General features: G+C 75.4%; 9 protein-coding genes. 7 read left to right on the top strand and 2 right to left on the bottom strand.

Annotated features, from left to right (window positions below; genetic code table 11):
- The 3 genes from ACWEO5_RS11780 to ACWEO5_RS11790 form a co-directional block, all read left to right on the top strand.
- Positions 1 to 2650, top strand: a 2650-nt coding sequence (locus ACWEO5_RS11780) for a non-ribosomal peptide synthetase (protein WP_452162258.1), incomplete at its 5' end; no start/stop codon positions are given.
- Positions 2650 to 9840 (top strand): amino acid adenylation domain-containing protein, encoded by a 7191-nt coding sequence (locus tag ACWEO5_RS11785; protein WP_452162259.1) that lies wholly within the window; start codon positions 2650 to 2652, stop codon positions 9838 to 9840. The genes ACWEO5_RS11780 and ACWEO5_RS11785, both read left to right, overlap by 1 nt.
- Positions 9837 to 10661, top strand: coding sequence for an ABC transporter permease (locus ACWEO5_RS11790; RefSeq protein ID WP_452162260.1), 825 nt, complete (start codon positions 9837 to 9839; stop codon positions 10659 to 10661). Before ACWEO5_RS11785 ends, ACWEO5_RS11790 begins: the two co-directional genes overlap by 4 nt.
- Before the next feature lie 135 nt (positions 10662 to 10796).
- On the opposite strand, the gene ACWEO5_RS11795 is transcribed toward ACWEO5_RS11790, so the two are convergent.
- Positions 10797 to 12113 carry an FAD-binding oxidoreductase gene (locus ACWEO5_RS11795; RefSeq protein WP_452162261.1) on the bottom strand — a complete coding sequence of 439 codons (1317 nt, stop codon included), beginning with the start codon at positions 12111 to 12113 and terminating at the stop codon, positions 10797 to 10799.
- A gap of 133 nt (positions 12114 to 12246) precedes the next feature.
- On the opposite strand from ACWEO5_RS11795, the gene ACWEO5_RS11800 reads away from it, so the two are divergent.
- The 4 genes from ACWEO5_RS11800 to ACWEO5_RS11815 all read left to right on the top strand — a co-directional run bounded on the left by ACWEO5_RS11800 (position 12247) and on the right by ACWEO5_RS11815 (position 20907).
- On the top strand, positions 12247 to 13209 hold the full coding sequence (locus ACWEO5_RS11800; protein WP_452162262.1) for a helix-turn-helix transcriptional regulator: 963 nt from the start codon (positions 12247 to 12249) through the stop codon (positions 13207 to 13209).
- A gap of 131 nt (positions 13210 to 13340) precedes the next feature.
- On the top strand, positions 13341 to 13997 hold the full coding sequence (locus tag ACWEO5_RS11805) for an HAD family hydrolase (protein ID WP_452162263.1): 657 nt from the start codon (positions 13341 to 13343) through the stop codon (positions 13995 to 13997).
- Between the two features lie 105 nt (positions 13998 to 14102).
- A complete protein-coding gene (locus ACWEO5_RS11810; protein WP_452162287.1) occupies positions 14103 to 15677 on the top strand; it encodes an aldehyde dehydrogenase family protein in 1575 nt (524 codons plus the stop codon).
- Positions 15678 to 15969: 292 nt separating this feature from the next.
- Positions 15970 to 20907, top strand: a complete 4938-nt coding sequence (locus ACWEO5_RS11815; RefSeq protein WP_452162264.1) for an NAD-glutamate dehydrogenase — start codon at positions 15970 to 15972, stop codon at positions 20905 to 20907.
- Positions 20908 to 21155: 248 nt separating this feature from the next.
- Here the strand turns inward: ACWEO5_RS11815 and ACWEO5_RS11820 are convergent, their stop codons facing one another.
- Positions 21156 to 23864 (bottom strand): FtsK/SpoIIIE domain-containing protein, encoded by a 2709-nt coding sequence (locus ACWEO5_RS11820; RefSeq protein WP_452162265.1) that lies wholly within the window; start codon positions 23862 to 23864, stop codon positions 21156 to 21158.
- Between the last annotated feature and the right edge of the window lie 200 nt (positions 23865 to 24064).

Below are 24064 nucleotides of genomic sequence, written 5' to 3' on the forward strand. Positions count from 1 at the left end.
GGCCGGAGCGGCCGAGCCGACCCTGCTCAGCCCCGCCGCCCCGGACCGGCGCCCGGCCGTGCCCGCCCGCCTGCCGCTGCTGCTGACCGAGGCGGAGACCACCGCGGTCACCGGCTTCGCCGCCCGCCGCGGCCTGACCGTCAACACCGTCTTCCAGGGCGGCTGGGCGATCCTGCTGGGCCGGCTGGTCGGCCGTCCGGACGTGCTGTTCGGCTCCGTCGTCTCCACCCGCCCGGCCGCGCTGCCCGGGGTGGAGGGCATCGTCGGCCCGTTCCTGAACACCCTGCCGGTCCGGGCCGTGCTGGACCCCGCCGACCGGGTCGACGACTACCTGCAGCGGATCCAGGCCGCCCAGGCCGCGCTGCGCGACTTCGACCACCTGGGGCTGGCCGAGATGCTGGAGGGCAACCCCGCGCTGGCCGGCCTCGGCGAACCCTTCGACACCGCCCTGGTGTTCGAGAACTTCCCGATGGACGGCGCCGCCGACGCCGCGGCCGGCACCGGCCTGCGGATCGAGGAGGTCTCCGCCCACGACGCCCGGCACTACCCGCTCAGCCTGGTGGTCCTGCCGGGCCGGCAGCTGGAGGTGCGCTTCGACTACGCCCCCGACCTGCTGACCGGGGAGCAGGTCGCGGTGATCGCCGACCGGTTCCGCCGGCTGCTGCTCGACCTGGCGGCCGGGACCGCCGAACGGCTGGGACACCTGGACGTCCTGACCGAGGACGAGGCCGGCCTGCTGCGCAAGTGGAACGACACCGCCCGCCCGGCCACCGGGGCGATCCGCGCCGGAGTGGTCGAGCGGGTGCGCGAGTTCGCCCGGAGCACCCCGGCCGCGCTCGCGGTGAGCGACGGGCGCACCGCCGCCTCCTACTCCTCGCTGGTCCACCGGGCCGACGAACTCGCCACCGCGCTGGCCGCCGACGGGGTCGGCCCGGACACCCTGGTCGGCGTCCTGGCCGACCCCGGGACCGCCTTCGTTGGTGCGGTGCTGGGCGTGCTGCAGAGCGGCGCGGCCTACCTGCCGCTGGACGTGCACGCGCCGCCGGCCCGGACCGCCGCGCTGCTCGCCGACGCCGGCGTCCGGCACCTGCTGGTCGGCCCCGGACAGCAGGAGCTGGCCGCCGGGCTGACCGCCCCGGGCACCGGCCCCGCCCCGCGGCTTCGGCCGCTGACCGGGGAGTTCACCGCCGGAGCCGTCCCGCTCGACGGGCTGGCCGCGCCGCTGGGCGGACCGGACGACCTCGCCTACGTGATCTTCACCTCCGGCTCCACCGGCAAGCCCAAGGGCGCGATGGTGCACCGCGCCGGGATGGCCAACCACCTGCTCGCCAAGGTCGAGGACCTGGACCTGGCCGCGGGCGACACGGTGGTGCAGAACGCGCCGGTCACCTTCGACGTGTCGGTCTGGCAGATGCTCGCCCCGCTGCTGGTCGGCGGCACCGTTCGGGTGGTCGACCGGGCGACGGCGGCCGACCCGGACGCGCTGTTCGCGGTGGCCGCGGCCGACCGGGGCGCGGTGCTGGAGGTGGTGCCCTCGCTGCTGCGGGCCGCCCTGGACGCCTGGGACGCGGCCGGCACCGCCCCCGCCGCCGGCCCGCTGCGGCGGCTGATGGTGACCGGCGAGGCGATGCCGCCGGACCTGTGCCACCGCTGGTGGGCGCGCCACCCGGAGGTCCCGCTGGTCAACGCGTACGGGCCGACCGAGTGCTCGGACGACGTCACGCACGCCGTGCTGCGGCCGGGCGACGAGGTGGACGTCCGGGTGCCGATCGGCGCGCCGGTGCGCAACACGAGCCTGCACGTGCTGGGCGACGACCTGCGCCCGGTGCCGCTGGGCACGGTCGGCGAGCTGTACGTGGGCGGCGCGGGCGTCGGGCGCGGCTACCTGCACGACCCGGTCAGGACCGCCGCCGCGTTCGTCGCCGACCCGCACGAGCCCGGCGCGCGGATGTACCGCACCGGCGACCACGTCCGGTGGCGCCCCGACGGGCAGCTGGAGTTCGTCGAGCGCCGCGACCACCAGGTCAAGGTGCGCGGCCACCGGATCGAGCTCGGCGAGGTCGAGGCCGCGCTGCGCGCCCTGCCCCGGGTCACCGACGCCGCGGTCACCGCGGTCCGGGACCGCTCGGGGGCCACCCGGCTGGTCGGGTACCTGGTCGGCGGCGGCGACCCGGCCGCCGTGCGGGACGAGCTGGCCCGGGTGCTGCCCGACCACCTGGTGCCCACCGCCTGGGTGTCGCTGCCGGCGCTGCCGCTGACCGCGCACGGCAAGGTCGACCGCAAGGCGCTGCCCGAGCCCGGGCCCGACCGGGCCGCGCCCGCCGCCGGCCTGCGGCCGGCCACCGAGGAGCAGCGGGTGCTGTGCGAGGTGTTCGCCGAGGTGCTCGGCCTGGCCGAGGTCGGCGTCGACGACAACTTCTTCACCCTGGGCGGCGACTCGATCAGCTCGATCCGGGTGGCCGCCCAGGCCAGGGCCCGCGGCCTCGGGATCACCCCCCGGGACGTCTTCGGGCACCGCACCCCCGCCGCCCTGGCGGTGGCGGCGGCCGCCGCCGCGCCGGCCGAACCGGCCCGCGCCGCCGCGCCGGCCCCGCTGCTGGAGCTGAGCGAGGACGAGATGGACGAACTCGACATCGAGCTGGAGTCATGATGGGACGCACCGAGGGACGAGGGCGCACGAGCGAGTTCCTGCCGCTCTCACCGCTGCAGCAGGGCTTCGTGTTCCACGCCGACTTCGTCGGGCGGGACGTCGACGTCCACGTGCTGCAACTGGTCGCCGACCTCGCCGGGGACCTGGACGCCGGGCGGATGCGGGCGGCCCTGGCCGGCCTGCTGGAGCGGCACGCCGGACTGCGGGCCTGCTTCCGGGCCCGCCGCTCCGGCGAGACGGTGCAGGTGGTGCCCGCCGCCGTCGAACCGCTCTGGCGGGAGCACGACCTGTCCGCCACGGCCGAGGGCGAGCGCGCCGCGGCCCTGGAGCGGCTGACCGAGGCCGACCGGGCCGAGCCGTTCGACCTCACCCGGCCCCCGCTGCTGCGCGCCACCCTGGTGCGGCTCGGCGGCGACCGGCTGCGCCTGCTGCTGACCGTCCACCACATCGTGCTGGACGGCTGGTCGATGCCGCTCCTGCTGGACGAGCTCTTCACCCGGTACGCGGGCGGCCCGGCGCCGACCGCCCCCCTCCCGCACCCGCGCGAGTACCTGGCCTGGCTGGGCCGGCAGGACCGCACGGCGGCCCGGGCGGCCTGGCGGGCGGCCCTGGCCGGCGTCGAGGAGCCCACCCACACCGTCCCGCCGGACCCCGCCAGGGCCGCGCTGCTGCCCCGGACGGCGGTCACCGCGCTCGCCGAGGCCGACACCGCCCGGCTGGCCGAGTGGGCCCGCGGCCGCCAACTCACCCTGGGCACCGTGGTGCAGGGCTGCTGGGGCCTGCTGGTCGGCCAGCTGACCGGCCGCGCCGACGTGCTCTTCGGCGTGGTCGACTCCGGCCGCCCCGCCGAGCTGCCCGGCGTCGAGTCGATGGTCGGCATGTTCGCCAACACGCTGCCCACCCGGCTGCGGCTGGACCCGGCCCGGATGGTGGCGCAGCTGCTCGCGGACTTCCAGGACCAGCAGGCCGAACTGCTCCCGCACCGCCACCTGGGCCTCGCCGAGATCCAGGAACTGGCCGGGCACGGAAGCCTGTTCGACACCGCGGTGATGTTCCAGAACTACCCGATGCCCGCGGCGACCGCCTTCACCGAGCTGACCGGCCTGACCCTGCACGGCTCCGAGATCCGCAACGCCACCGAGTTCCCGCTGAGCCTGGTCGCCCTGCCCGGCCGGGAGCTGGAACTCCGCGTCCAGTACCGCCCGGACCTGTTCGAGGACGCCGAGGCCGAACGGCTCGCCCACCGGCTGGCCGCCCTGCTCGGCCGGATCGCCGCCGCGGCCGACCTCCCGCTCGCCCGGCTCGACCTGCTGGCCCCCGCCGAACGGGACGAGGTGCTGCACGCCCGCAACCGCACCGGGGCGCCCGCCCCCGCCGCGCTGCTGCCCCGGCTGCTCGCCGACCGGGCCGCCGCCGGGCCCGGCGCCGTCGCGGTCCAGTACGGCGACGAGCTGCTGACCGCCGGCGACCTGCACGCGCGGGCCAACCGGCTGGCCCGCCAGCTGATCGACCGCGGCACCCGGGTCGGCAGCGTGGTCGGTCTGGCCCTGCCGCGCTCCACCGACCTGGTGGTGGCCGCCCTCGCGGTGCTCAAGACCGGCGCCGCCTACCTCGCCATCGACCCCGACCACCCGGCGGACCGGATCGCCCACATGCTCGCCGACGCCGCCCCCGGCGTCCTGCTGAGCACCTCGCCCACCCTCGCCGGACTGGGCCGGACGGGCACCGTGCTGCTGCTGGACGACCCGGTGGCCGAGGCCGAGCGCGCCCTGCTCCCCGACCACGAGCTCACCGACGCCGAACGCGGCGCCCCGCTCGACGCCGCGCTGCCCGCCTACGTGATCTACACCTCCGGCTCCACCGGCCGGCCCAAGGGCGTCGTCGTCCCGCACGGCGCGTTCGTCAACCTGGTCGACGACATGTGCCGCCGGCTGGAGGTCACCGAGGACGACCGCTTCCTCGCGGTGACCACCTTCGGTTTCGACATCGCGATGCTGGAGCTCTTCGTCCCGCAACTGGCCGGCGCCCGGCTGCTGCTGGCCGACCGGGCCACCGCGGTCGACCCGGCCGCCCTGGCGGCGGCCGTCACCACCGGCCGGGCCACCCTGATGCAGGCCACCCCGAGCCACTGGCAGGCCCTGGTGGCCACCGCCCCCGAGAGCCTGGCCGGGCTGCGGGTGCTGGTCGGCGGCGAGGCGCTGCCCGAACCCCTGGCGGCCGAGCTGAGCCGCCGCGCCGCCGCCGTGTTCAACGTCTACGGGCCCACCGAGACCTGCATCTGGTCGACCGCCGAGCGGCTGGACGGCACCCGGGCCGGCGCCCCGCCGATCGGCCGCCCGATCGCCAACACCCGGGTGTACGTGCTGGACGCCGCGCTGCGCCCGGTGCCGGTCGGCGCGGTCGGCGAGCTCCACATCGCCGGCACCGGCCTGGCCCACGGCTACCTGAACCGGCCCGCGCTGAGCGCCGAGCGCTTCGTCGCCGACCCGTACGGCGCCCCCGGCACCCGGATGTACCGCACCGGCGACCTGGTCCGCTGGCTCCCCGACGGCGCGCTGGACTACATCGGCCGGACCGACCACCAGGTCAAGGTGCGCGGCTACCGGATCGAGCTCGGCGAGATCGAGAGCGTGCTGGCCTCCCGGCCCGAGGTCGAACGGGCCGTCGTGACGGCCCGCGAGTTCGCCCCCGGCGACACCCGGCTGGTCGCCCACCTGGTGGCCGCGCCCGGGGCCGGGGCGGACACCGCGGCGGTCCGCGAGGGCGTCCGCGGCACGCTGCCCGAGTACATGGTCCCCGCCGCGTTCGTCTGGCTGGACGCCTTCCCGCTCAACCCCAGCGGCAAGGTGGACCGCGGGCGGCTGCCCGCCCCCGACCTGGCGGCGGCCGCCGGCCGGGAGGCCGCCGACCCGGTCGAGGAGATCCTCTGCGGGCTGTTCGCCGACGTCCTGGGCCTGGCCTCGGTGGGCGCCGAGGACCACTTCTTCGAACTCGGCGGGCACTCCCTGCTGGCCACCCGGCTGGCCGGCCGGGTGCGCGGCGCGCTCGGCGCCGAGATGTCGGTGCGCACCCTGTTCGAGCACCCCACGCCCGCCGGGCTGGCCGCCCGCCTGGACACCGCCGCGGCGGCCCGCCCGCCGCTGCGGGCCGGCGACCGGCCGGACTTCCTGCCGCTGTCGCACACCCAGCGCCGGCTCTGGTTCGTCAACCGGCTCGACCCGGCGGCCGGCGGCTACCACGTCCCGCTGGCCGCCCACCTGGACGGCCCGCTGGACCTGGTCGCGCTGCGCGCCGCCCTGGGCGACCTGACGGACCGGCACGAGATCCTGCGCACCGTCTTCCCCGACCTCGGGGACGAACCGGGCCAGGTCGTGCTCCCCGCCGAGCGCTCCCGCCCCGCGCTCGAACCGGAGCCGGTGAACGGCGCCGACCTGGAGCGGCGGCTGACCGAGGAGGCCGACCGGACCTTCGACCTCTCCCGCGACCTGCCGCTGCGGGTGCGGCTGTTCGCGGTCGGCCCGCAGGAGCACGTGCTGCTGCTGGTCGTCCACCACATCGCCTTCGACGGCTGGTCGACCCCGGTGCTCGCCGAGGACCTGGCCCTCGCCTACCGGGCCCGGACCTCCGGCACCCTGCCCGACTGGGAGCGGCTCCCGCTCCAGTACGCCGACTTCGCGCTCTGGCAGCAGCGGATGCTGGGCGCCGAGGACGACCCCGACAGCCTGCAGAACACCCAACTGGCCTACTGGACCGAGGCGTTGCGCGGCCTCCCGGAGGAACTCGGCCTGCCGCTCGACCACCCGCGCCCGCCGATCGCCGGCTACCGGGGCGACGTGGTCCGGTTCGCCGTCCCCGCCGACCTGCACGGCCGGCTGGTGCGGCTGGCCCGCGCGTCCGGGGTGAGCCCGTTCATGGTGGTCCAGGCCGCGCTGGCCACCACGCTGGGCCGGCTCGGCGCGGGCGCCGACGTCCCGATCGGCGTGCCGGTCGCCGGCCGCTCCGACGAGGCGCTGCACCCGATGGTCGGCTTCTTCGTCAACACCCTGGTGCTGCGCACCGACCTCGGCGGCGACCCCACCTTCGAGCAGCTGCTGCACCGCGTCCGCGACGCCGACCTGGCCGCCTTCCAGCACCAGGACCTGCCGTTCGAACGGCTGGTGGACGCGCTCGCCCCGGTCCGCTCGCTCGCCCGGCAGTCGCTGTTCCAGGTGATGCTGGCCTTCCAGAACACCGAGGCCCCCCGGTTCGAACTGCCCGGCCTGCGGTCCTCCTTCCGGGAGACCGGGAGCACCGCCGCCAAGTTCGACCTGGTCTTCGAGTTCACCGAGCGGGGCCCCGGCGAGGAGCTGTCCGGCCGGCTGGAGTTCGCCACCGAGCTGTACGAGCGCCCCACCGCCGAGCGGATGGCGGCCCGCTTCCTGCGGCTGCTGGAGGCGGCCGTCGACGCCCCCGGGACGGCGCTGAGCGACCTGCCGGTGCTCGACGAGGCCGAGCGGCGGCAGATCCTGGACGAGTGGGCCGTCCCGCCCGTCCCGCCCGCCGCCCCGACCGGCGCCACCGTGCCCGAGCTGTTCGAGGGCTGGGCGGCCCGCCGCGGCGAGCACCCCGCGTTCGTCTCCGCCGACGGCACGCTCAGCTACCGGGAACTGGACGCCCGGGCCAACCGGCTGGCCCGCGAACTCGCGGACCTGGGCGCCGGCCCCGGGGCGGTCGTCGCCCTGATGCTGCCCCGCTCCGAGGAACTGCTGGTCGCCCTGCTGGCCGTGCTCAAGTCCGGCGCCGCCTACCTGCCGGTCGACCCCGCCTACCCGGCCGACCGGATCACCCACATGCTCGCCGACGCGGACGCCCGGCTGCTGCTCACCTCGACCGGGCTGCTCGCCGCCGGCGCGCTGCCCGCCGAGGCCGCCGGCCGGGCCGCCGCCGTGCCGCTGGACGACCCGGCCACCGCGGCCCGGGTGGCCGGCCGCTCCCCGGAGCCGCTCACCGACCGGGAGCGCCGCCGGCCGCTGCACGACCGCCGGCCCGCCTACGTGATCTACACCTCCGGCTCCACCGGCAAGCCCAAGGGCGTGCTGGTCGCGCACCGCACGGTGGCCGAGCTGACCGCCGACCACCTGCGGCGGTTCGCGATCGGCCCCGACACCCGGGTGCTGCAGTTCGCCACCTTCAGTTTCGACGCGGCGGTCTGGGAGCTGTGCTGCTCGCTGCTGGCCGGCGCCACCCTGGTGCAGGTCCCCGACGAGCGGCGGGCCGGCCTGCCGCTGGCCGACTTCATGACCGAGCAGCGGATCAACCTCTGCCTGCTGCCGCCGGTGGTGGTGGCGGCCTTCCCCGCCGAGGCCGCCCTGCCCGCGGACCTGGTGATGACGGTCGGCGGCGCGGCGCTCCCCGCCGAGCTGGTCGACCGCTGGGGCCGGGCCGTGCAGCTGCACAACATCTACGGCCCGACCGAGACCACCGCGGTCTGCACGGTCAGCGACCCGGTCACCGCGGGCCGCCCGCCGATCGGCCGCCCGCTGGCCGGCCACCGCGCGTACGTGCTGGACGCCGCGCTGCGCCCGGTGCCGGTCGGCGCGGTCGGCGAGCTCTACCTGGGCGGCACCGGCCTGGCCCTCGGCTACCTGAACCGGCCCGCGCTGAGCGCCGGGCGCTTCGTCGCCGACCCGTACGGCGCCCCCGGCACCCGGATGTACCGCACCGGCGACCTGGTCCGCTGGCTCCCCGACGGCACGGTGGACTACATCGGCCGGACCGACCACCAGGTCAAGGTGCGCGGCTACCGGATCGAGCTCGGCGAGATCGAGAGCGTGCTGCTGGAGCACCCGCTGGTCGACCAGGCCGTGGTGGTGGCCCGGGAGGACCACCCGGGCCTGCAGACCCTGGTCGGCTACCTGGTGCCCGTGCCGCGGGCCGCGGTCGACCACGCCGAGGTGCGCAGCCGGCTGGCCCTGCGGCTGCCCGACTACATGGTGCCGCCGATCCTGATCACCCTGCCGGAACTGCCCGTGACGGTGAACGGCAAGCTCGACCGGGAGGCCCTGCCGGCCCCCGACCGGACGGCCGGAGCCGGCCGGGCCCCGCGGACCCCGACCGAGCGGACGCTCGCCGCCGCCTTCGCGGAGGTGCTCGGCCGCGAGTCGGTCGGCGCCGAGGAGGACTTCTTCGCGCTGGGCGGCAACAGCATCGGCAGCGTCCAGCTGATCGCCCGGGCCGCCAAGAGCGGACTGCGGCTGGCCGTGGCGGAGGTCTTCACCCAGCGCACCGTCGCCGCGCTGGCCGCCCTGCTGGACCACCGGGGCGAGCAGCCGGGCGGCGCCGCCCACCTGGTCGGGCAGCTGCGCGAGAGCGGCCTGGCCGACGACCCGGACCCGTTCGGCCCGGTGCTGCCGATCCGCCCGACCGGCGAACTGCCGCCGCTGTTCTGCGTGCACGGCGGACTCGGCACCAGCCTGCCCTACCTGGGGCTCAGCGGGTACCTCGACGAACGGCGGCCGGTCATCGGCCTCCAGGCGCCGCAGGTCAGCGGCGGCACGCCGGCCGGGAGCATCGAGGAGCAGGCCGACGAGTACCTGGCCCGGATCCGCGCGATCCAGCCGCACGGCCCCTACCACCTGCTCGGCTGGTCCTTCGGCGGGCTGCTGGCCCACCAACTGGCGGTGCGGCTGCGGGCCGAGGGCGAGGAGGTGGCCTACCTGGCCAACCTGGACGCCTTCCCGTACGACCGGGCGCTCGACGGCGAGATGCCGGGCCGCGAGGGACTGCTGACCAGCTTCCTGGAGTACCTCGGGGAGGAGCAGGCCGCGGCCGCCGCGGACGCGCTCGACACCGCCGCCGTCGCCCGGGTGCTGTCCCGGCACGGCGGACCGTTCGCCAGCCTCACCGAGGCGGACGTGGAACGGCTCGTCGAGGTCATGCGCCACCACGTGGAACTCGCCGAACGCTTCACCCCGGGCCGCTTCGACGGCGAGATGACGCTGTTCGTGGCGACGGCCGGCCGCACCGCCGGCGAGCGGGCCGACGCCCCCGGGCGCTGGGCCCCGCACGTGGCGGGCGGCGTGGTGGTCCACGGGATCGACCACGCCCACGAATACCTGATGCACCCGGCCCCGCAGGCCGAGATCGGCGCCCTCGTCGACGCCGGACTGCGCCGGTCGGCCCGGAACCCCCGCTCGGAAAGGACCCCATGAGCACTCTCGCCCCGGGACCGCTCGCCGCGGCCCCGATCGGCGGCTCCGCCGTCGAGACCCTCGCCCTGGCCGGACGCCGGCTGCGCCACCTGCGCCGGGCCCCCGGCCGGCTGATCGGCGTCGTGCTCAACCCGATGGTGATGCTGCTGGCCGTCGGCTACCTGTTCAAGAACGCGATCAAGGCCCCGGCCGGCGGCAGCTACCAGGAGTACCTGATGGCGGGCATCGCCATGCAGGTCGGCCTGGCCAGCATCGGCCCGACCGCGATCAGCGTCGCGCTCGACCTCAAGGCCGGCCTGATGGACCGGTTCCGCTCGCTGCCGATCGTGCGCGGCTCGGTGCTGGTGGCGCACGCGGTGGGCGACTTCCTGGTCAGCCTGGCCGTGCTGGCCGTGGTCTGCGCGGCCGGCCTGGCGGTCGGCTGGCGCATCCACGGCAGCCCGTTGTCGGTGCTGGCCGGCTTCGCGGTGGCGGCCGGGTTCGTGATGGCGATGGTCTGGGTGGGGATCACCATCGGGCTGGTGGTGCGGAACATCGAGTCGATCGACTCGATCGGCGCGCTGGTCCTGGTGGTCTGCACCTTCCTGTCGAACGCGGTCTTCCCGGCCGAGGCGATGCCGGCCTGGCTGCACCCGGTGGTCCAGTGGAACCCGATCAGCGCGGTCTCCGACTCCTGCCGCCGCCTCTGGGGCAACCCCTACGTCGCGGACGGCGGTTTCCCGGGCCAGCACCCGCACCTGGTGGCGGTCGTCTGGCTGGTCGTCCTGCTGGTCGGCACCGCCTGGCTGAGCCTGCGCACCTTCCGCCGGGCGGCCGCCTGAGGCCGGCCCGGACCGGCTGACCGGGACGAACCTCCCGGTCAGCCGCCCCGCCGACCGCTCGCGCGGGACCCGGTCGGCGGCGTCCGGCCGGTCCTGGATCCGGCCCTCGTGGTGGACGTCCGACCCGGGAGGCGGTCAGGCGATGACGAAGCCGGGGTGCAGCAGTCCGGCCGGGTCGTGTCTGCGGGCCAGTCGCAGCAGCCGGTCCCGTTGCGCGGCGTCGAACCGGTCCGCGGCGGTACGCCGGTCGGGGCGTCCGAAGGTGAAGTTCGGCGAGCTGCCCAGGGCGTCCGCGGACCAGCCGGCGAACAGTTCGCCGTGCAGCGCCCGCGCCCGCTCCGCGTTCGGCCCGGCCGTCGGGGTGACCGCGCACAGCAGGTACTGCGCCTCGCGGTGGCTGACCGCGTTCGGCACCCCCGGCGGAGCCGACAGCGCCCCTCCGAGGTGGCGGACCGTGAGGACGGAGGGGAGCGGCTGGTCCGGCGCCGAGAGGGCGACGGCGTCGCTGAGGCGCTCCTCGTCGACCACCCGCAGCAGGACGTTGTCGCCGAGGTAGGCGTGCGGCTGGTCCGGCTCACCGAACACGGTGTGCGACTGCTGGTAGGGGATCGTCCGGAGGCTGTCGTGCACGGGCTTCAACGCCCGCAACGGGGCCACGAGTTCGTCGGCCTCCGCGGGCGAGCCGAGGTGGGCGATCTGGACGTGCGCCAGGTGCTGACCGGGGAACCCGAGCGCGGTCAACGCCGAGGTCGTCTCCGGGGGCAGGGCCGCCGTCCAGCGCAACCAGGCGGGCACCACGTCGGGCGTCTTGCGCAGGTCGAACACCAGAGCGCCGCCGACCAGTTCGGCGACCGGCATCAGGGCGATCTCCAACTCGGTCACGATGCCGAAGTTCCCGCCACCGCCGCGGAGCGCCCAGAACAGGTCCGCCTCCTCGTGTTCCGACACCGTCAACAGCGAGCCGTCGGCGGTGACCAGCTCCAGGCGCGTGACGTGGTCGGCGGCGAAGCCGTAGCGGCGGGCCATCAACCCGATGCCGCCACCGAGCGTGTAGGACACGGCGCCGACGCCGGGCAGGCTCCCGGACAGCGGCGCCAGGCCGTGGGGTGCGGCGGCGTCGATCACGTCGCGCCACCGCGCTCCGGCGCCCACCCGTGCGGTGCCGGCGTCCGGGTCGACGTCGACGCCGTCCATCCCCCGCGTCGACACCAGCACGCCCGCGCCGGCCAGCGGTCCGGCGAGTGCGTGCCCGGTGGCCTGGACCGCGATCGGCATGCGGGCGTCCGCGGCGTACCGGACGGCCGCCACCACGTCACCGGCGCCCCGCGCCGCCACCACGAGGGCCGGCCGGTGCTGCTCCCGCAGTTGGAAGCCGGCCCGGTGCCCGTCGTACTCGGCAGAGCCCGGGCGGTGCAGCACCGGCGGTCCGGCGTCGGTCGTGCGGTCACTCATCGCGAGCGCCTTTCTGGATCAGGGGGCGGCTGGGAGCACCCGCCCGGCGAACGGACGGGTCGTCGTCGCGCGGCCACCAGCCTGGCCGGAATATGCGCCGCACCGTGTCGCAATTCCTGTGAAGATCGAGGACGTGACCCCGGACCGCTTCTTCCACCTGATGCTGCTCCTCGAATCGAGGCGGGGTGCCACCACGCAGGAACTCGCCTCCGCGCTCGGGGTGTCGCTGCGCACCATCACCCGGGACCTCAACTGGCTCCGTGACGCCGGCCTGCCGGTGACCGCGCACCGGGGCCGCTTCGGAGGGGTGACCATGGTGCCCGGGTCCGGACTCGACCTCGCGCGACTCACCCCGGACGAGCGTGACCACCTGCTGCTCACCGGGCTGGACGACAAGCAGCGCGCGGAGCTCGACGCCTCGGCCGAGAGCCGCCGCGCGCTCTCCAAGATCGCCGCCGGACGGACGCGTCGGGTTCGTGAACTCCTGCCGCTCACCGAGGTGGTGCACGTGGACAGCCGCCCCTGGGGCCAGGCACGGGCATCCGGCACGGCCCCGGCTTCGCTGATCGGCGCGGTGCGGCGGGGCAGCCGGCTGCGGATCGGGTACGCCAGCGCCCGCTCACCCGCCCCGCGCGACCTGGTCGTCGATCCCTACGGCCTGTTCGCCAAGGCCGGCGTCTGGTACCTCGTCGCCGACTGCGCCCGGGCGCCGCGGATGTACCGGCTGGAACGGATCACGACGTGGAACGAGGTCGACCGGCCACGACGGCTGCGCCCGGACCAGACCCTGGCCACCGTCGCGGCGGCGCTGACGGACCAGTGGGAGCACGACCACTCGGTGGAGGTCAGCGCCACCGTCGACCGGCACCAGATCGGGCGGGCGCAACGCGTCTTCGGCCGACGACTCGTCCTGGGCGACCACGACGACGCCTCCGACGGCCACCGGGTGACGATCCGCTTCCTGCACCTGGAGGACGTCCGGGCACTGCTGCCGTTCGGGAGCGCCGTCACCGTGCACGGCCCCGCCGAGGCCGGGGACCGCCTCCGCGACCTCGCCACCGAACTCGCCCGCCACCACGCGCCGCCGACGTCCTGACCGGAACTCCGGGTGCGTTCCCGCAGTTCACGGAGGAGCCCGCGCCGCCGGCACGTACCGCTCCCGCCGGCGGCCGCCCGGCAGGGCGGTCCTTCGTGCCGCTCGACAACGGCGCCGCTTACCCTTGGCGGGTGCGTACACACATAGTCTGGGACTGGAACGGCACCCTGCTGGAGGACATGGCGGCGGTGGTCGGCGCGAGCAACGCCGCGTTCGCCACGGTGGGGGTCGCGCCGATCACGCTGGAGGAGTACCGGGCGCACTACGAGATCCCGATCCCGCGGTTCTACGAGCGGCTGATGGGCCGGGTGCCGACCGCGCAGGAGTGGCTGGTGCTGGACGACGCGTTCGACGCCGAGTACACGGAGCTGTTCCCCTCCTGCGCCCTGACGGCGGGCGTCGAGGGGCTGCTGTCGCAGTGGGTCGAGGCCGGGCACAGCCAGTCGGTGCTGTCGATGTACGGGCACGAGAAGCTCGTCCCGGCGGTGGACGCGTTCGGGATCACCCGGTACTTCACCCGGGTGGACGGGCGGCGCGGCGAGTCCGGCGGCCGCAAGGCCGGGCACCTGGCGCTGCACCTGGACGCGCTGGGCGACGGGATCGACCGCGGGCGGACGGTGCTGATCGGGGACGCCGCGGACGACGCCGAGGCGGCGCTGACCGCGGGCATCAAGTCGGTGCTGTACACCGGTGGTTCGCACCCCCGGGAGAAGCTGGCCCACCTCGGCGTGCCGGTGGTGGACTCGCTGGCGGAGGCCGTCGCGCTGGCGGAGGAACTCGCCCGGTAGGCGTGTCACGGCGCGGTGGCGGGGCAGGCGCGGCCAGGGTGGGGGTACGAGCAGGCAGCCCCGCCCCGTCCGTCCAGCCCTAGGGAGCACCCCAGCACCATGCCGATCGACGCGGTCACCACCCTTCCCGTCCCCGTCCGCGAGACGCCCCGCGCGTACGCGCCGGGCAGTGCCGAACGGGCCCGGCTGGTGCGGAGACTGGACGAACTGGCCGGGCGGCACACCTCGCTGCCGATGGTGATCGGCGGGGAGCGCCGGCTCGGCGGCGGCGAGCGGACGGAGCTGGCGCAGCCGCACCACCACGCGGCGAAGCTCGGCGTGCTGGGCGCGGCGACGGCCGCCGACGTGCGGGCCGCGGTGGACGCGGCGCTGGCGGCGGCGCGGGAGTGGCGGGAGCTGTCCTTCGACGACCGGGCGGCGGTGTTCCTGCGGGCCGCGGACCTGCTGGCCGGGCCGTGGCGGGAGACGCTGGTGGCCGCGACCATGCTGGGCCAGTCGAGGACGGTGCGGCAGGCGGAGACCGACGCGGCGTGCGCGCTGGCCGACCGCTGGCGCGGCGACGTGCACGCGGCCCGGCGGCTGCTGGCCGAGCAGCCGTCCTCCGGGCCCGGAGGGTGGAACCGGGCCGACCACCGGCCGCTGGAGGGCTTCGTCTGCGCGATCACCCCGGCCGACTCCACGGCGGACGCCGGGAGCCTGCCGACCGGGCCCGCCCTGCTGGGCAACACCGTGGTGTGGAAGCCCGCGCCCGCCCAGACCCTGGCCGCGCACCTGACGATGCTGCTGCTGGAGGAGGCGGGGCTGCCGCCGGGGGTGGTCAACCTGGTCACCGGCGACGGGCAGGCGGTCGGCGAGGTGGCGCTGCGCGACCCGGCGCTGGCCGGGCTGCACTTCGCGGGTTCGGCCGCGGCGTTCCGGCGGCTGTGGCGGGAGATCGGGGTGAACGTCGCCCGCTACCGCGGCTTCCCGCGGCTCGCCGGTGCGACCGGCGCCGGCGGGGACTTCCTGCTCGCCCACCCCTCGGCCGATCCGGCGGCGGTGCGCACCGCGCTGCTCCGCGGCGCCTTCGAGCACCAGGGCCAGGGGCGGTCGGCGCTGTCCCGGGCGTACCTGCCGCGCGGCCTGTGGCGGCTGATCCGGGACGACCTGCTGGGCGAGGTGGACGAACTGCCCGTCGGCGACGTCACCGACCTGGGCAACTTCATGGGCGCGCTGATCGACGAGCGGGCGTTCACCGCCGCCGTCGACGCGATCGGGCGGGCCGGGGCCGACCCCGGGGTGCAGCTGCTGGCGGGCGGCCAGCACGACGGCGCGATCGGCTGGTTCGTCCGGCCCACCGTGCTGCTCGGCGGCACCGACCGGTACGGCGGGTGCGCGGGGCCGCTGCTCGCGGTCCGGGTGTACGAGGACGCCCGCTGGGAGGAGGCGCTGGAGCTGGTCGCCGCCGACGTCCCGGACGCCCGGCCGTCCGGCGCGGTGTTCGTGCGGGAGCGGCCGGCGCTGGTCCGGGCGGTGGAGCGGCTGCGCTTCGCCGCGGGGGACCTGCGGGTCAACGGGGAGCCGTCCGGCGGCGCGGCGGCCCCGGACCCGGGGTGCTGGACGTCCGCCCGTTCGATCGGCGAGGCGTTCACCCCGCCGACGGACTACGTCCACCCGCACATGGAGTGGTCACCCGAATGACGGACACCCCAGCTGGGAGGCGTTGGACAAGGTGTCCAGGAAGGCCCCTTCCTCCTGCGGGATTGCTCCTCCGTGTCCCCTGACACCTTCGTTTCGTCAGGCTAGGCTGACGACGTCGCCGGTTATCGGTCAGGCAGGCCAAACGTGCTGTCGTACCCGGGCGGAACGCGACTCATGCGTGCCTTGAGCGCTTTTCACCCCTCGTGTACGGGAGGATTGCCGACGGGGCCCGGCGGTGCACCCACAGCCATCACCGAGTCACGCAACGGCGCGCGACAGGAGCCAAACAGCCATGCAGACCAAGCTGGACGCAGCCAAGGCCGACCTGCTCAGGAAAGCAGCAGCAGCCGCTGAGAACAGCCAGGTGGGGGGAGCGGCGCCGGGGGAGGGCCTGAGCAACGGTGCTCTGGCCGCTTACCTGCACCACTACTACCTCCACACCGCCCCCGAGGACGTGATCAACCGGGACCCGGTGGACGTGTACGGGGCCGCGGCCTCCCACTACCGGCTGGGCCTGAAGCGCCCGCAGGGCACCGCCGAGGTCCGGGTGCACACCCCGACCGTCGAGGAGAACGGCTGGTCCTGCGGCCACACCGTGGTCGAGGTGGTCACCGACGACATGCCGTTCCTGGTCGACTCGGTCACCAACGAGCTGACCCGGCTGGACCGGGCCATCCACCTGGTCGTCCACCCGCAGCTCGCCGTGCGCCGCGACATCACCGGCAAGCTGCTGGAGATCCTCGACACCGACGCGTGCAACCGCGCCCAGGCGGCCGGCACCGAGTGGCCCGCCGACGCCGTGGTCGAGTCCTGGATGCACATCGAGATCGACCGCGAGACCGACCGCGAGGACCTGCGCACCCTGGAGGCGGGCCTGCGCCGGGTGCTGGGCGACGTCCGCGAGGTCGTCGAGGACTGGTCGAAGATGCGCGACTCCGCGCTCCGGCTGGCCGACGAACTCGCCGAGGAGCCCCCCGCGCACCTGCCCGAGCAGGAGGTCGGCGAGGCCTGGGAGCTGATGCGCTGGCTCGCCGACGACCACTTCACCTTCCTCGGCTACCGCGAGTACGACCTGGTCGAGCACGAGGGCGAGGAGGTGCTCAAGGCGGTCGCCGGCACCGGCCTGGGCGTCCTGCGAGCCGACCCGCTCAGCCACGACACCGACCACCACCCGGTCTCCGAGGCGTTCGGTCGGCTGTCCGCCCCCGTCCGCGCCAAGGCGCACGAGAAGAAGCTGCTGGTCCTCACCAAGGCCAACAGCCGCGCCACCGTGCACCGCACCGCGTACCTCGACTACGTCGGCGTGAAGAAGTTCGACGCGGCCGGCGAGCCGGTCGGCGAGCGCCGCTTCCTCGGCCTGTTCTCCTCCGCCGCGTACACCGAGTCGGTCACCCGGATCCCGGTGGTGCGCCGCAAGGTGCAGGAGGTCATGACCGGGGCGGGCTTCTCCGGCGACAGCCACGACGGGCGCGACCTGCTCCAGATCATGGAGACCTTCCCGCGCGACGAGATGTTCCAGACCGCCGCCGCCGAGCTCCAGTCGATCGCCACCAGCGTCCTGTACCTCCAGGAGCGCCGCCGGCTGCGGCTGTTCCTGCGCCAGGACGAGTACGGCCGCTACTACTCGGCGTACGTCTACCTGCCGCGCGACCGCTACACCACCCGGATCCGGCTCGCCCTCACCGAGATCCTGAAGACCGAACTGAGCGGCGACACCATCGACTACACGGTGTACGCCACCGAATCGGTGCTCACCCGCCTGCACTTCGTGGTCCGGGTCGCCCCCGGCGCCGAGCTGCCGCAGCTCTCCGACTCCGACGTCGAGCGGATCGAGAACCGGCTCGCCGAGGCCGCCCGGTTCTGGATGGACGGCTTCAACGACCAGCTGGGCACCGAGTTCGGCGAGGAGCGCGCCGCCGAGCTCTCGCACAAGTACGCCACCGCCTTCCCCGACGGCTACCGCGCCGACTTCCCGCCGCGCACCGCCGTCGCCGACCTCAAGCAGATCGAATCGCTCAGCGGCGAGGGCGACTTCCGGCTCAACCTCTACCAGCCGGTCGGCGCCGGCGACGACGAGCGCCGCTTCAAGATCTACCGGGTCGGCGGCCCGATCTCGCTCACCGAGGTGCTGCCCGTCCTGCAGCGCCTGGGCGTCGAGGTCCTCGACGAGCACCCGTACGCGCTGCGCCGCACCGACGGCACCACCGCCTGGGTGGTCGACTTCGGCCTCAAGCTCCGCGAGGGCACCGACCTCACCGACGAGGACCGCGAGCGCTTCCAGGACACCTTCTCCGCCACCTGGTGCGGCGAGGCCGAGAACGACGGCTTCAACGAGCTCGTCCTCACCGCCAAGCTGACCTGGCGCCAGGCCGTGGTGCTGCGCGCCTACGCCAAGTACCTGCGCCAGGCGGGCTCCACGTTCTCCCAGGACTACATGGAGGACGCGCTCCGCAACAACACCCACACCACCCGGCTGCTGGTCAACCTGTTCGAGGCCCGGCTCTCGCCCAGCCACCGGTCCGGCAGCGAGGAGCTCACCGAGGGCATCCTCGAAGAGCTCGCCGGCGCCCTCGACGAGGTCGTCTCGCTGGACGAGGACCGCATCCTGCGCTCCTTCCTGCACCTGATCAGGGCCACCCTGCGGACCAACTTCTTCCAGCACGACGCCGAGGGCCGCTGGCACTCGTACGTGTCGATGAAGTTCGACCCCAAGGCCATCCCCGACCTGCCCGCGCCGCGCCCCGCCTTCGAGATCTGGGTGTACTCGCCCCGGGTCGAGGGCGTCCACCTGCGCTTCGGCAAGGTCGCCCGCGGCGGCCTGCGCTGGTCCGACCGGCGCGAGGACTTCCGCACCGAGATCCTCGGCCTGGTCAAGGCCCAGATGGTCAAGAACACCGTCATCGTGCCGGTCGGTGCCAAGGGCGGCTTCGTCGCCAAGCAGCTGCCCGACCCGGCGGTGGACCGGGACGCCTGGCTCGCCGAGGGCATCGCCTCGTACAAGACCTTCATCTCGGCGCTGCTCGACATCACCGACAACCTGGTGGCCGGCGAGGTCGTGCACCCCCTCGACGTGGTGCGCCACGACGAGGACGACACCTACCTGGTGGTCGCCGCCGACAAGGGCACCGCGACCTTCTCCGACATCGCCAACGGCGTGGCCGAGCAGTACGGCTTCTGGCTCGGCGACGCCTTCGCCTCCGGCGGCTCGGCGGGCTACGACCACAAGGGCATGGGCATCACCGCCCGCGGCGCCTGGGAGTCCGTCAAGCGCAACTTCCGCGAACTCGGCGTCGACACCCAGTCCGAGGACTTCACCGTCATCGGCATCGGCGACATGTCCGGCGACGTGTTCGGCAACGGCATGCTGCTCTCCGAGCACATCCGGCTGGTCGCCGCCTTCGACCACCGGCACATCTTCCTCGACCCGAACCCGGACGCGGCGGCCTCCTTCGCCGAGCGCCGCCGGCTGTTCGACCTGCCGCGCAGCTCCTGGGACGACTACGACAGGTCGCTGATCTCGGCCGGCGGCGGCGTCTACCCGCGCTCCGCCAAGTCCATCCAGCTCTCCGCGCAGGTCCGCGAGCGGCTCGGCACCGACGCCGCCAAGCTCACCCCCGCCGAGCTGATGAAGGCGATCCTGCAGGCCCCCGTCGACCTGTTCTGGAACGGCGGCATCGGCACCTACGTCAAGTCCTCGGCCGAGACCAACGCCGAGGTCGGCGACAAGGCCAACGACGCGATCCGGGTCAACGGCGGCGACGTCCGGGCCCGGGTGATCGGCGAGGGCGGCAACCTCGGCTGCACCCAGCTCGGCCGGATCGAGTTCGCCGCCAGCGGCGGCCCGCAGGGCAGCGGCGGCTGGATCGACACCGACGCCATCGACAACTCGGCCGGCGTGGACACCTCCGACCACGAGGTGAACATCAAGATCCTGCTCAACCAGGTGGTCGCCGACGGCGACCTGACGGTCAAGCAGCGCAACACGCTGCTCGCCGAGATGACCGACGAGGTCGGCCACCTCGTGCTGCGCAACAACTACGCGCAGAACGTCGTCCTGGCCAACGCCGTCGCCCAGGCCGCCAGCATGGTCAACGTGCACTCCCGCATGATCAACCGGCTGGAGGCCAACGGACAGCTCGACCGGGCCCTGGAGTACCTGCCCACCGAGAAGCAGATCCGCGACCGCCAGCAGGCCGGCCGCGGCCTGTCCCAGCCCGAACTGTCGGTGCTGCTCGCCTACACCAAGATCACCCTGGCCGACGAGCTGCTCGCCACCGACCTGCCCGACGACCCGTACTTCCGGGACGTGCTGCACGCGTACTTCCCCAGCGCGCTGCGGGCCCGGTTCGCCGAGCAGATCGACCACCACCCGCTGCGCCGCGAGATCATCACCACCCTGATCGTCAACGACACGATCAACCGCGGCGGCTGCACCTTCGCGTTCCGGCTCCGCGAGGAGACCGGCGCGACCATGGAGGAGATCGCCCGCACCCACGCCGCCGCCCGCGCGGTCTTCGGCCTGGAGCAGATCTGGGACCAGGTCGAGCGCCTCGACAACAAGGTCGCCGCCCGGATCCAGACCACGATGCGGCTGCACGCCCGCCGACTGGTCGAGCGCGCCACCCGGTGGATGCTCAACAACCGGCAGCCGCTCGACATCGCCGGCACCATCGCGTTCTTCCACGACCGGGTCAACCAGGTCTGGGACGCGCTGCCCAAGCCGCTCACCGGGGAGGACCTCGCCTGGTTCGAGTCCGTCCACCGGGAGCTGTCCGCGGCCGGCGTCCCCGACGAGCTCGCCACCCGGATCGCCGGACTCTCCTCCGCCTTCCCGACCCTCGACATCGTCGGCGTCGCGGACCGCTCGGACACCGACGTGATGGAGGTCGCCGAGCTGTACTACGACCTCGGCGACCGGCTCCAGATCAGCCACCTGCTCGACCGGGTCATCGACCTGCCGCGCACCGACCGCTGGTCCTCGATGGCCCGCGCCGCGATTCGCGAGGACCTGTTCGCCGCGCACGCCGCCCTCACCGCGGACGTGCTCGCCGCCGGGCCCGCCGGATCCAGCCCCGAGGAGCGCTACTCGGCCTGGGCCGAGCTCAACGGCACCCTGCTCAGCCGGGCCCGCACCACGCTCGACGACATAAGGGGTTCCGGCAACTACGAGCTGTCCAGCCTCTCCGTCGCGATGCGGGTGATCCGCACCCTGCTCCGCAACGGCAGGTAAGCGACAGGAGAAGCCCCGCCAGGGGCTCGGGAGAGCACCGTCAGGGGCTCGGGGAACGGCGAGTCCGTGCTGCGCAGTGGCCCCGTCAGGGGCCCGGGGAACGGCGGGTCCGTGCTGCTGGTGGCCGGAGCCCATCGGAGGTTCGTGCTGCTGCGTGTAGTGAACAGAACCGGAAGCTCACGCGCGCCACGGCAGTGAACCGCCGGCAGCCGCGGGCTCGCCGTTCCCCGAGCCCCTGTTTTCGCTCCCTAGGAGCTCTCGGTGGCCCGGCGCAGCGCCGAAGCGAGCAGCGCCAGGTCGGTGGGCCCGTTGCCGAGCTCGCGGACCGGCCGGGGGGAGGGCGCCGCGCCGTGGTCCTCCAGGCGTTGGACGACGACGGTGGGGCGGAGCGTCGCGGTGCGGGGGATGCGGCCGCTGACCCGGGCGCCCTGGAAGGCGGTGACCGCGCCGTCCGGGCGGCGGAGGTAGCCGCGGCCGGGGGTGCCGGCGGGGAGGGCGGCGGCGTCGGGGAGGTGGACGAGCAGGGCGGAGTCGCCGGGCTGCTCGGTGCGCAGGGCGATCCGCAGCTGGGCGGCCTCGTCGACCTCGGTGCCGGCGGTGCTCTCGGGCGAGCCGGTCGCCGCGATCACGTGCACGCCGAGCCGGGCGCCGTGCACCGCGACGGCGGCGAGGGCGCGGGCCAGCGGGCGGCCGCCGGGGGAGGCGGGGCCGAGCAGCGCGTCGTAGTCGTCGACCAGGACGACCAGCCGGGGCGGGGCGGTGTCGGCCGGGGGCGCCTCGGGGGAGCGGCGGGGCTCGACCACCCGGACCTGCGCGGCCGGGTCGGCGGCGGGGCCGCCGACCAGCGCGGGGGTCTTGGCCAGGGCCCGCCGGGTGTGCCACTCGGTGAAGGTCAGGCCGTCGAACAGGGCTTCGCGGTGGGCGAGTTCGTCGGTGAGGCGCTCGGCGGCGAGCAGCGCGCCGCGCGGGTCCTCGGCGGCGTTGACGTGGTCGGTGACGTGCGGGAGGTCGGTGCAGCCGGCCAGGCCGCCGTCCTCCGCGCGGTCCCCGTCGACGGTCAGCAGGGCGAGCCGGTCGGGGCGTTCGGAGACGGCGAGCGACGCGGCCAGGCTGCGCAGCAGTTCGGACTTGCCGGAGCCGGGGCCGCCGCCGATCAGCAGGTGGTCGCCGTCCTCGGCGAGGTCGAGGGTGCAGTCCTCCTCGCCGGCGGCGGTCCGGGCGGTGCCGAGCAGGGCGGTGGCGCCGCCCGCTCCGGCGGGCAGCGCCTGCCAGCCCTCGGCGAGCCGGGCGGGGGAGAGCGATTCGGCGCGCAGCAGGTCGAGCAGGCGCAGGGCGTCGGGGAGCGGGCCGCGCGGCGGCGCCTCGGCGTCGGTCTCGGCGAGCGGGGCCAGGGTGCGGGCCAGCCGCTCGGCCCAGGCGGGGGAGACCGCGTCGAGGGCGATGTCGGTGAGGCGTTCGCGGCCGCCGGCGGCGGGGCGCTCCAGGGTGAGGCGGGTGGAGACCTCGCCGGTGACCAGGCCCAGCGCGCCGAGGCCGGTGGGGAGCTCCTCGGGGGTCTCGGCGAGGCAGAGGACGAAGACGCCGGCCGCGGGGCCCTGGCGCAGCAGCAGGCCGAGGGCGTGCCGGCCGGCCTCGGTGCCGACGTCCCCGTCGACCAGGACGACGGTGGCGGGCGGCCCGGCGGTGGCGGCGGCGAGCTCGGTGAGCCGGGCCTCGGCCTGTTCGGGGCCGAGGCCGTACAGCAGGCGGCAGGCCTGGCCGTGGGCGGGGCGCAGGTGCGGGAGCCACTGGGCCCAGGCCCAGTCCTCGGCGGGCTGCTCGGCGCTGACCACGACCAGGGCGAGGCCGCTGGGCGGGTGCAGGGCGGCGAGCTGGGCGAGGGCGGCGCGGGCCAGCCCGGTGAGGCGGTGCCGGGGGCCGGCCAGGCCGAGGCTGCCGGCGGTCTGCAGGTCGAGGGTGACCGGGACGGCGGGCAGCAGGCTGCCGGGCGCGGCGCCGGGGCCGGCCGGCAGGTCGGCGGTGCCGAGCCGGAGGGTGAGCGCGTCGGGGTGGTCGGGGCCGCGTTCCCAGAGCCGGGGGCCGGTGCCGAGGGCGGTGAGCAGCAGGGCGGCCGGGTCGGGCCAGCGCTCGCGCTGGTTGGCGGCCTGGCGCAGCCGGGCGGCGTCGTGCCGGCGGTCGTCGTCGGCGGCCGGCGGTTCGGCCTTGCCGCGGCGCAGCCAGCGGCCGCCGCGCCCGGCGGCGGGGGCTTCCGGGGCGGGGCCGGTGCTGGGGGGCGCGGCGGGGCGGCCGGGGGCGGGGCGGGCGCCGGTGCGCGGGGCGAGCCGGATCCGGCCCTCGCCGTCGGGGACGGTGGGGCGGGCCGCGGTGCCTTCGGCGCGGGCGAGCTGGAGGGTGGACTCGCCGATCCGGAGCAGGGCGCCGGGGGCGACCTCGGCGCTGCCCTCGGGCAGCCACTGCTCGTCGAGCCGGGTGCCGTTGGTGGAGCCGAGGTCCTGGACGGTGGCCCGGCCGTCGGCGGCCAGGTGCAGGGAGAGGTGCAGGCGGGAGACGTCGGGGTCGTCGAGCGGCACGTCGGCCTCGGCGGAGCGGCCGATCCGGATCCGTTCGCCGTGCAGGCGGTGGACGCCGCCGGCGTCGGGGCCGCCGACCACCCGCAGTTCGGCGGCGGGGCGCTCGTCGGCGCCCTCGGCGTCCGGGTCGGGTTCGCCGAGGGCGAGCACCGCGCCGTCCACCAGCGGGGGGTGGCCGAGCGGGGTCTGCTCGTCCAGCCGCCGTTCCCCGTCGTAGAGGTGGACGTGGGTGGCGGAGCGGGCGCCGCGGACGCCGACCGCGCCGGCCAGGGCGGTGGCGACGGCGCCGAGCACGGTGCCGGCCGGCGCGGTGACCAGTACGTCGGCGGCGGTGCCGGGGCCGGCCGGGCCGCTGCGCGGTCGAAGGACGGTGAGCCGGATCTGCATCTCGCCCGGGGTCCCTTCTGCACACGTGTGGTGCGTGCCATCCTGCCACTCGGGACGGACAGTCCGCGCACGGTACCGGATTTGACGATCTTGCGATCATCGCCATGGTGAATCCGACGGTGGGTCAGGTCAAGGAGCGGCCGCCACCGGGCCGCCCGACCGCGCCCGGCCCGGCCGGGGAACACCTCGGAAACCCGGTC

Source organism: Kitasatospora sp. NPDC004272, from assembly GCF_053603035.1.

What these genes read in the sequence shown, in the direction of transcription:
- ACWEO5_RS11790 (WP_452162260.1), top strand. Translation starts at nt 9,837, where the DNA reads ATGAGCACTCTCGCCCCGGGACCGCTCGCCGCGGCCCCGATCGGCGGC.
- ACWEO5_RS11815 (WP_452162264.1), top strand. Translation starts at nt 15,970, where the DNA reads ATGCAGACCAAGCTGGACGCAGCCAAGGCCGACCTGCTCAGGAAAGCA.
- ACWEO5_RS11785 (WP_452162259.1), top strand. Translation starts at nt 2,650, where the DNA reads ATGGGACGCACCGAGGGACGAGGGCGCACGAGCGAGTTCCTGCCGCTC.
- ACWEO5_RS11795 (WP_452162261.1), bottom strand. Translation starts at nt 12,113, where the DNA reads ATGAGTGACCGCACGACCGACGCCGGACCGCCGGTGCTGCACCGCCCG.
- ACWEO5_RS11820 (WP_452162265.1), bottom strand. Translation starts at nt 23,864, where the DNA reads ATGCAGATCCGGCTCACCGTCCTTCGACCGCGCAGCGGCCCGGCCGGC.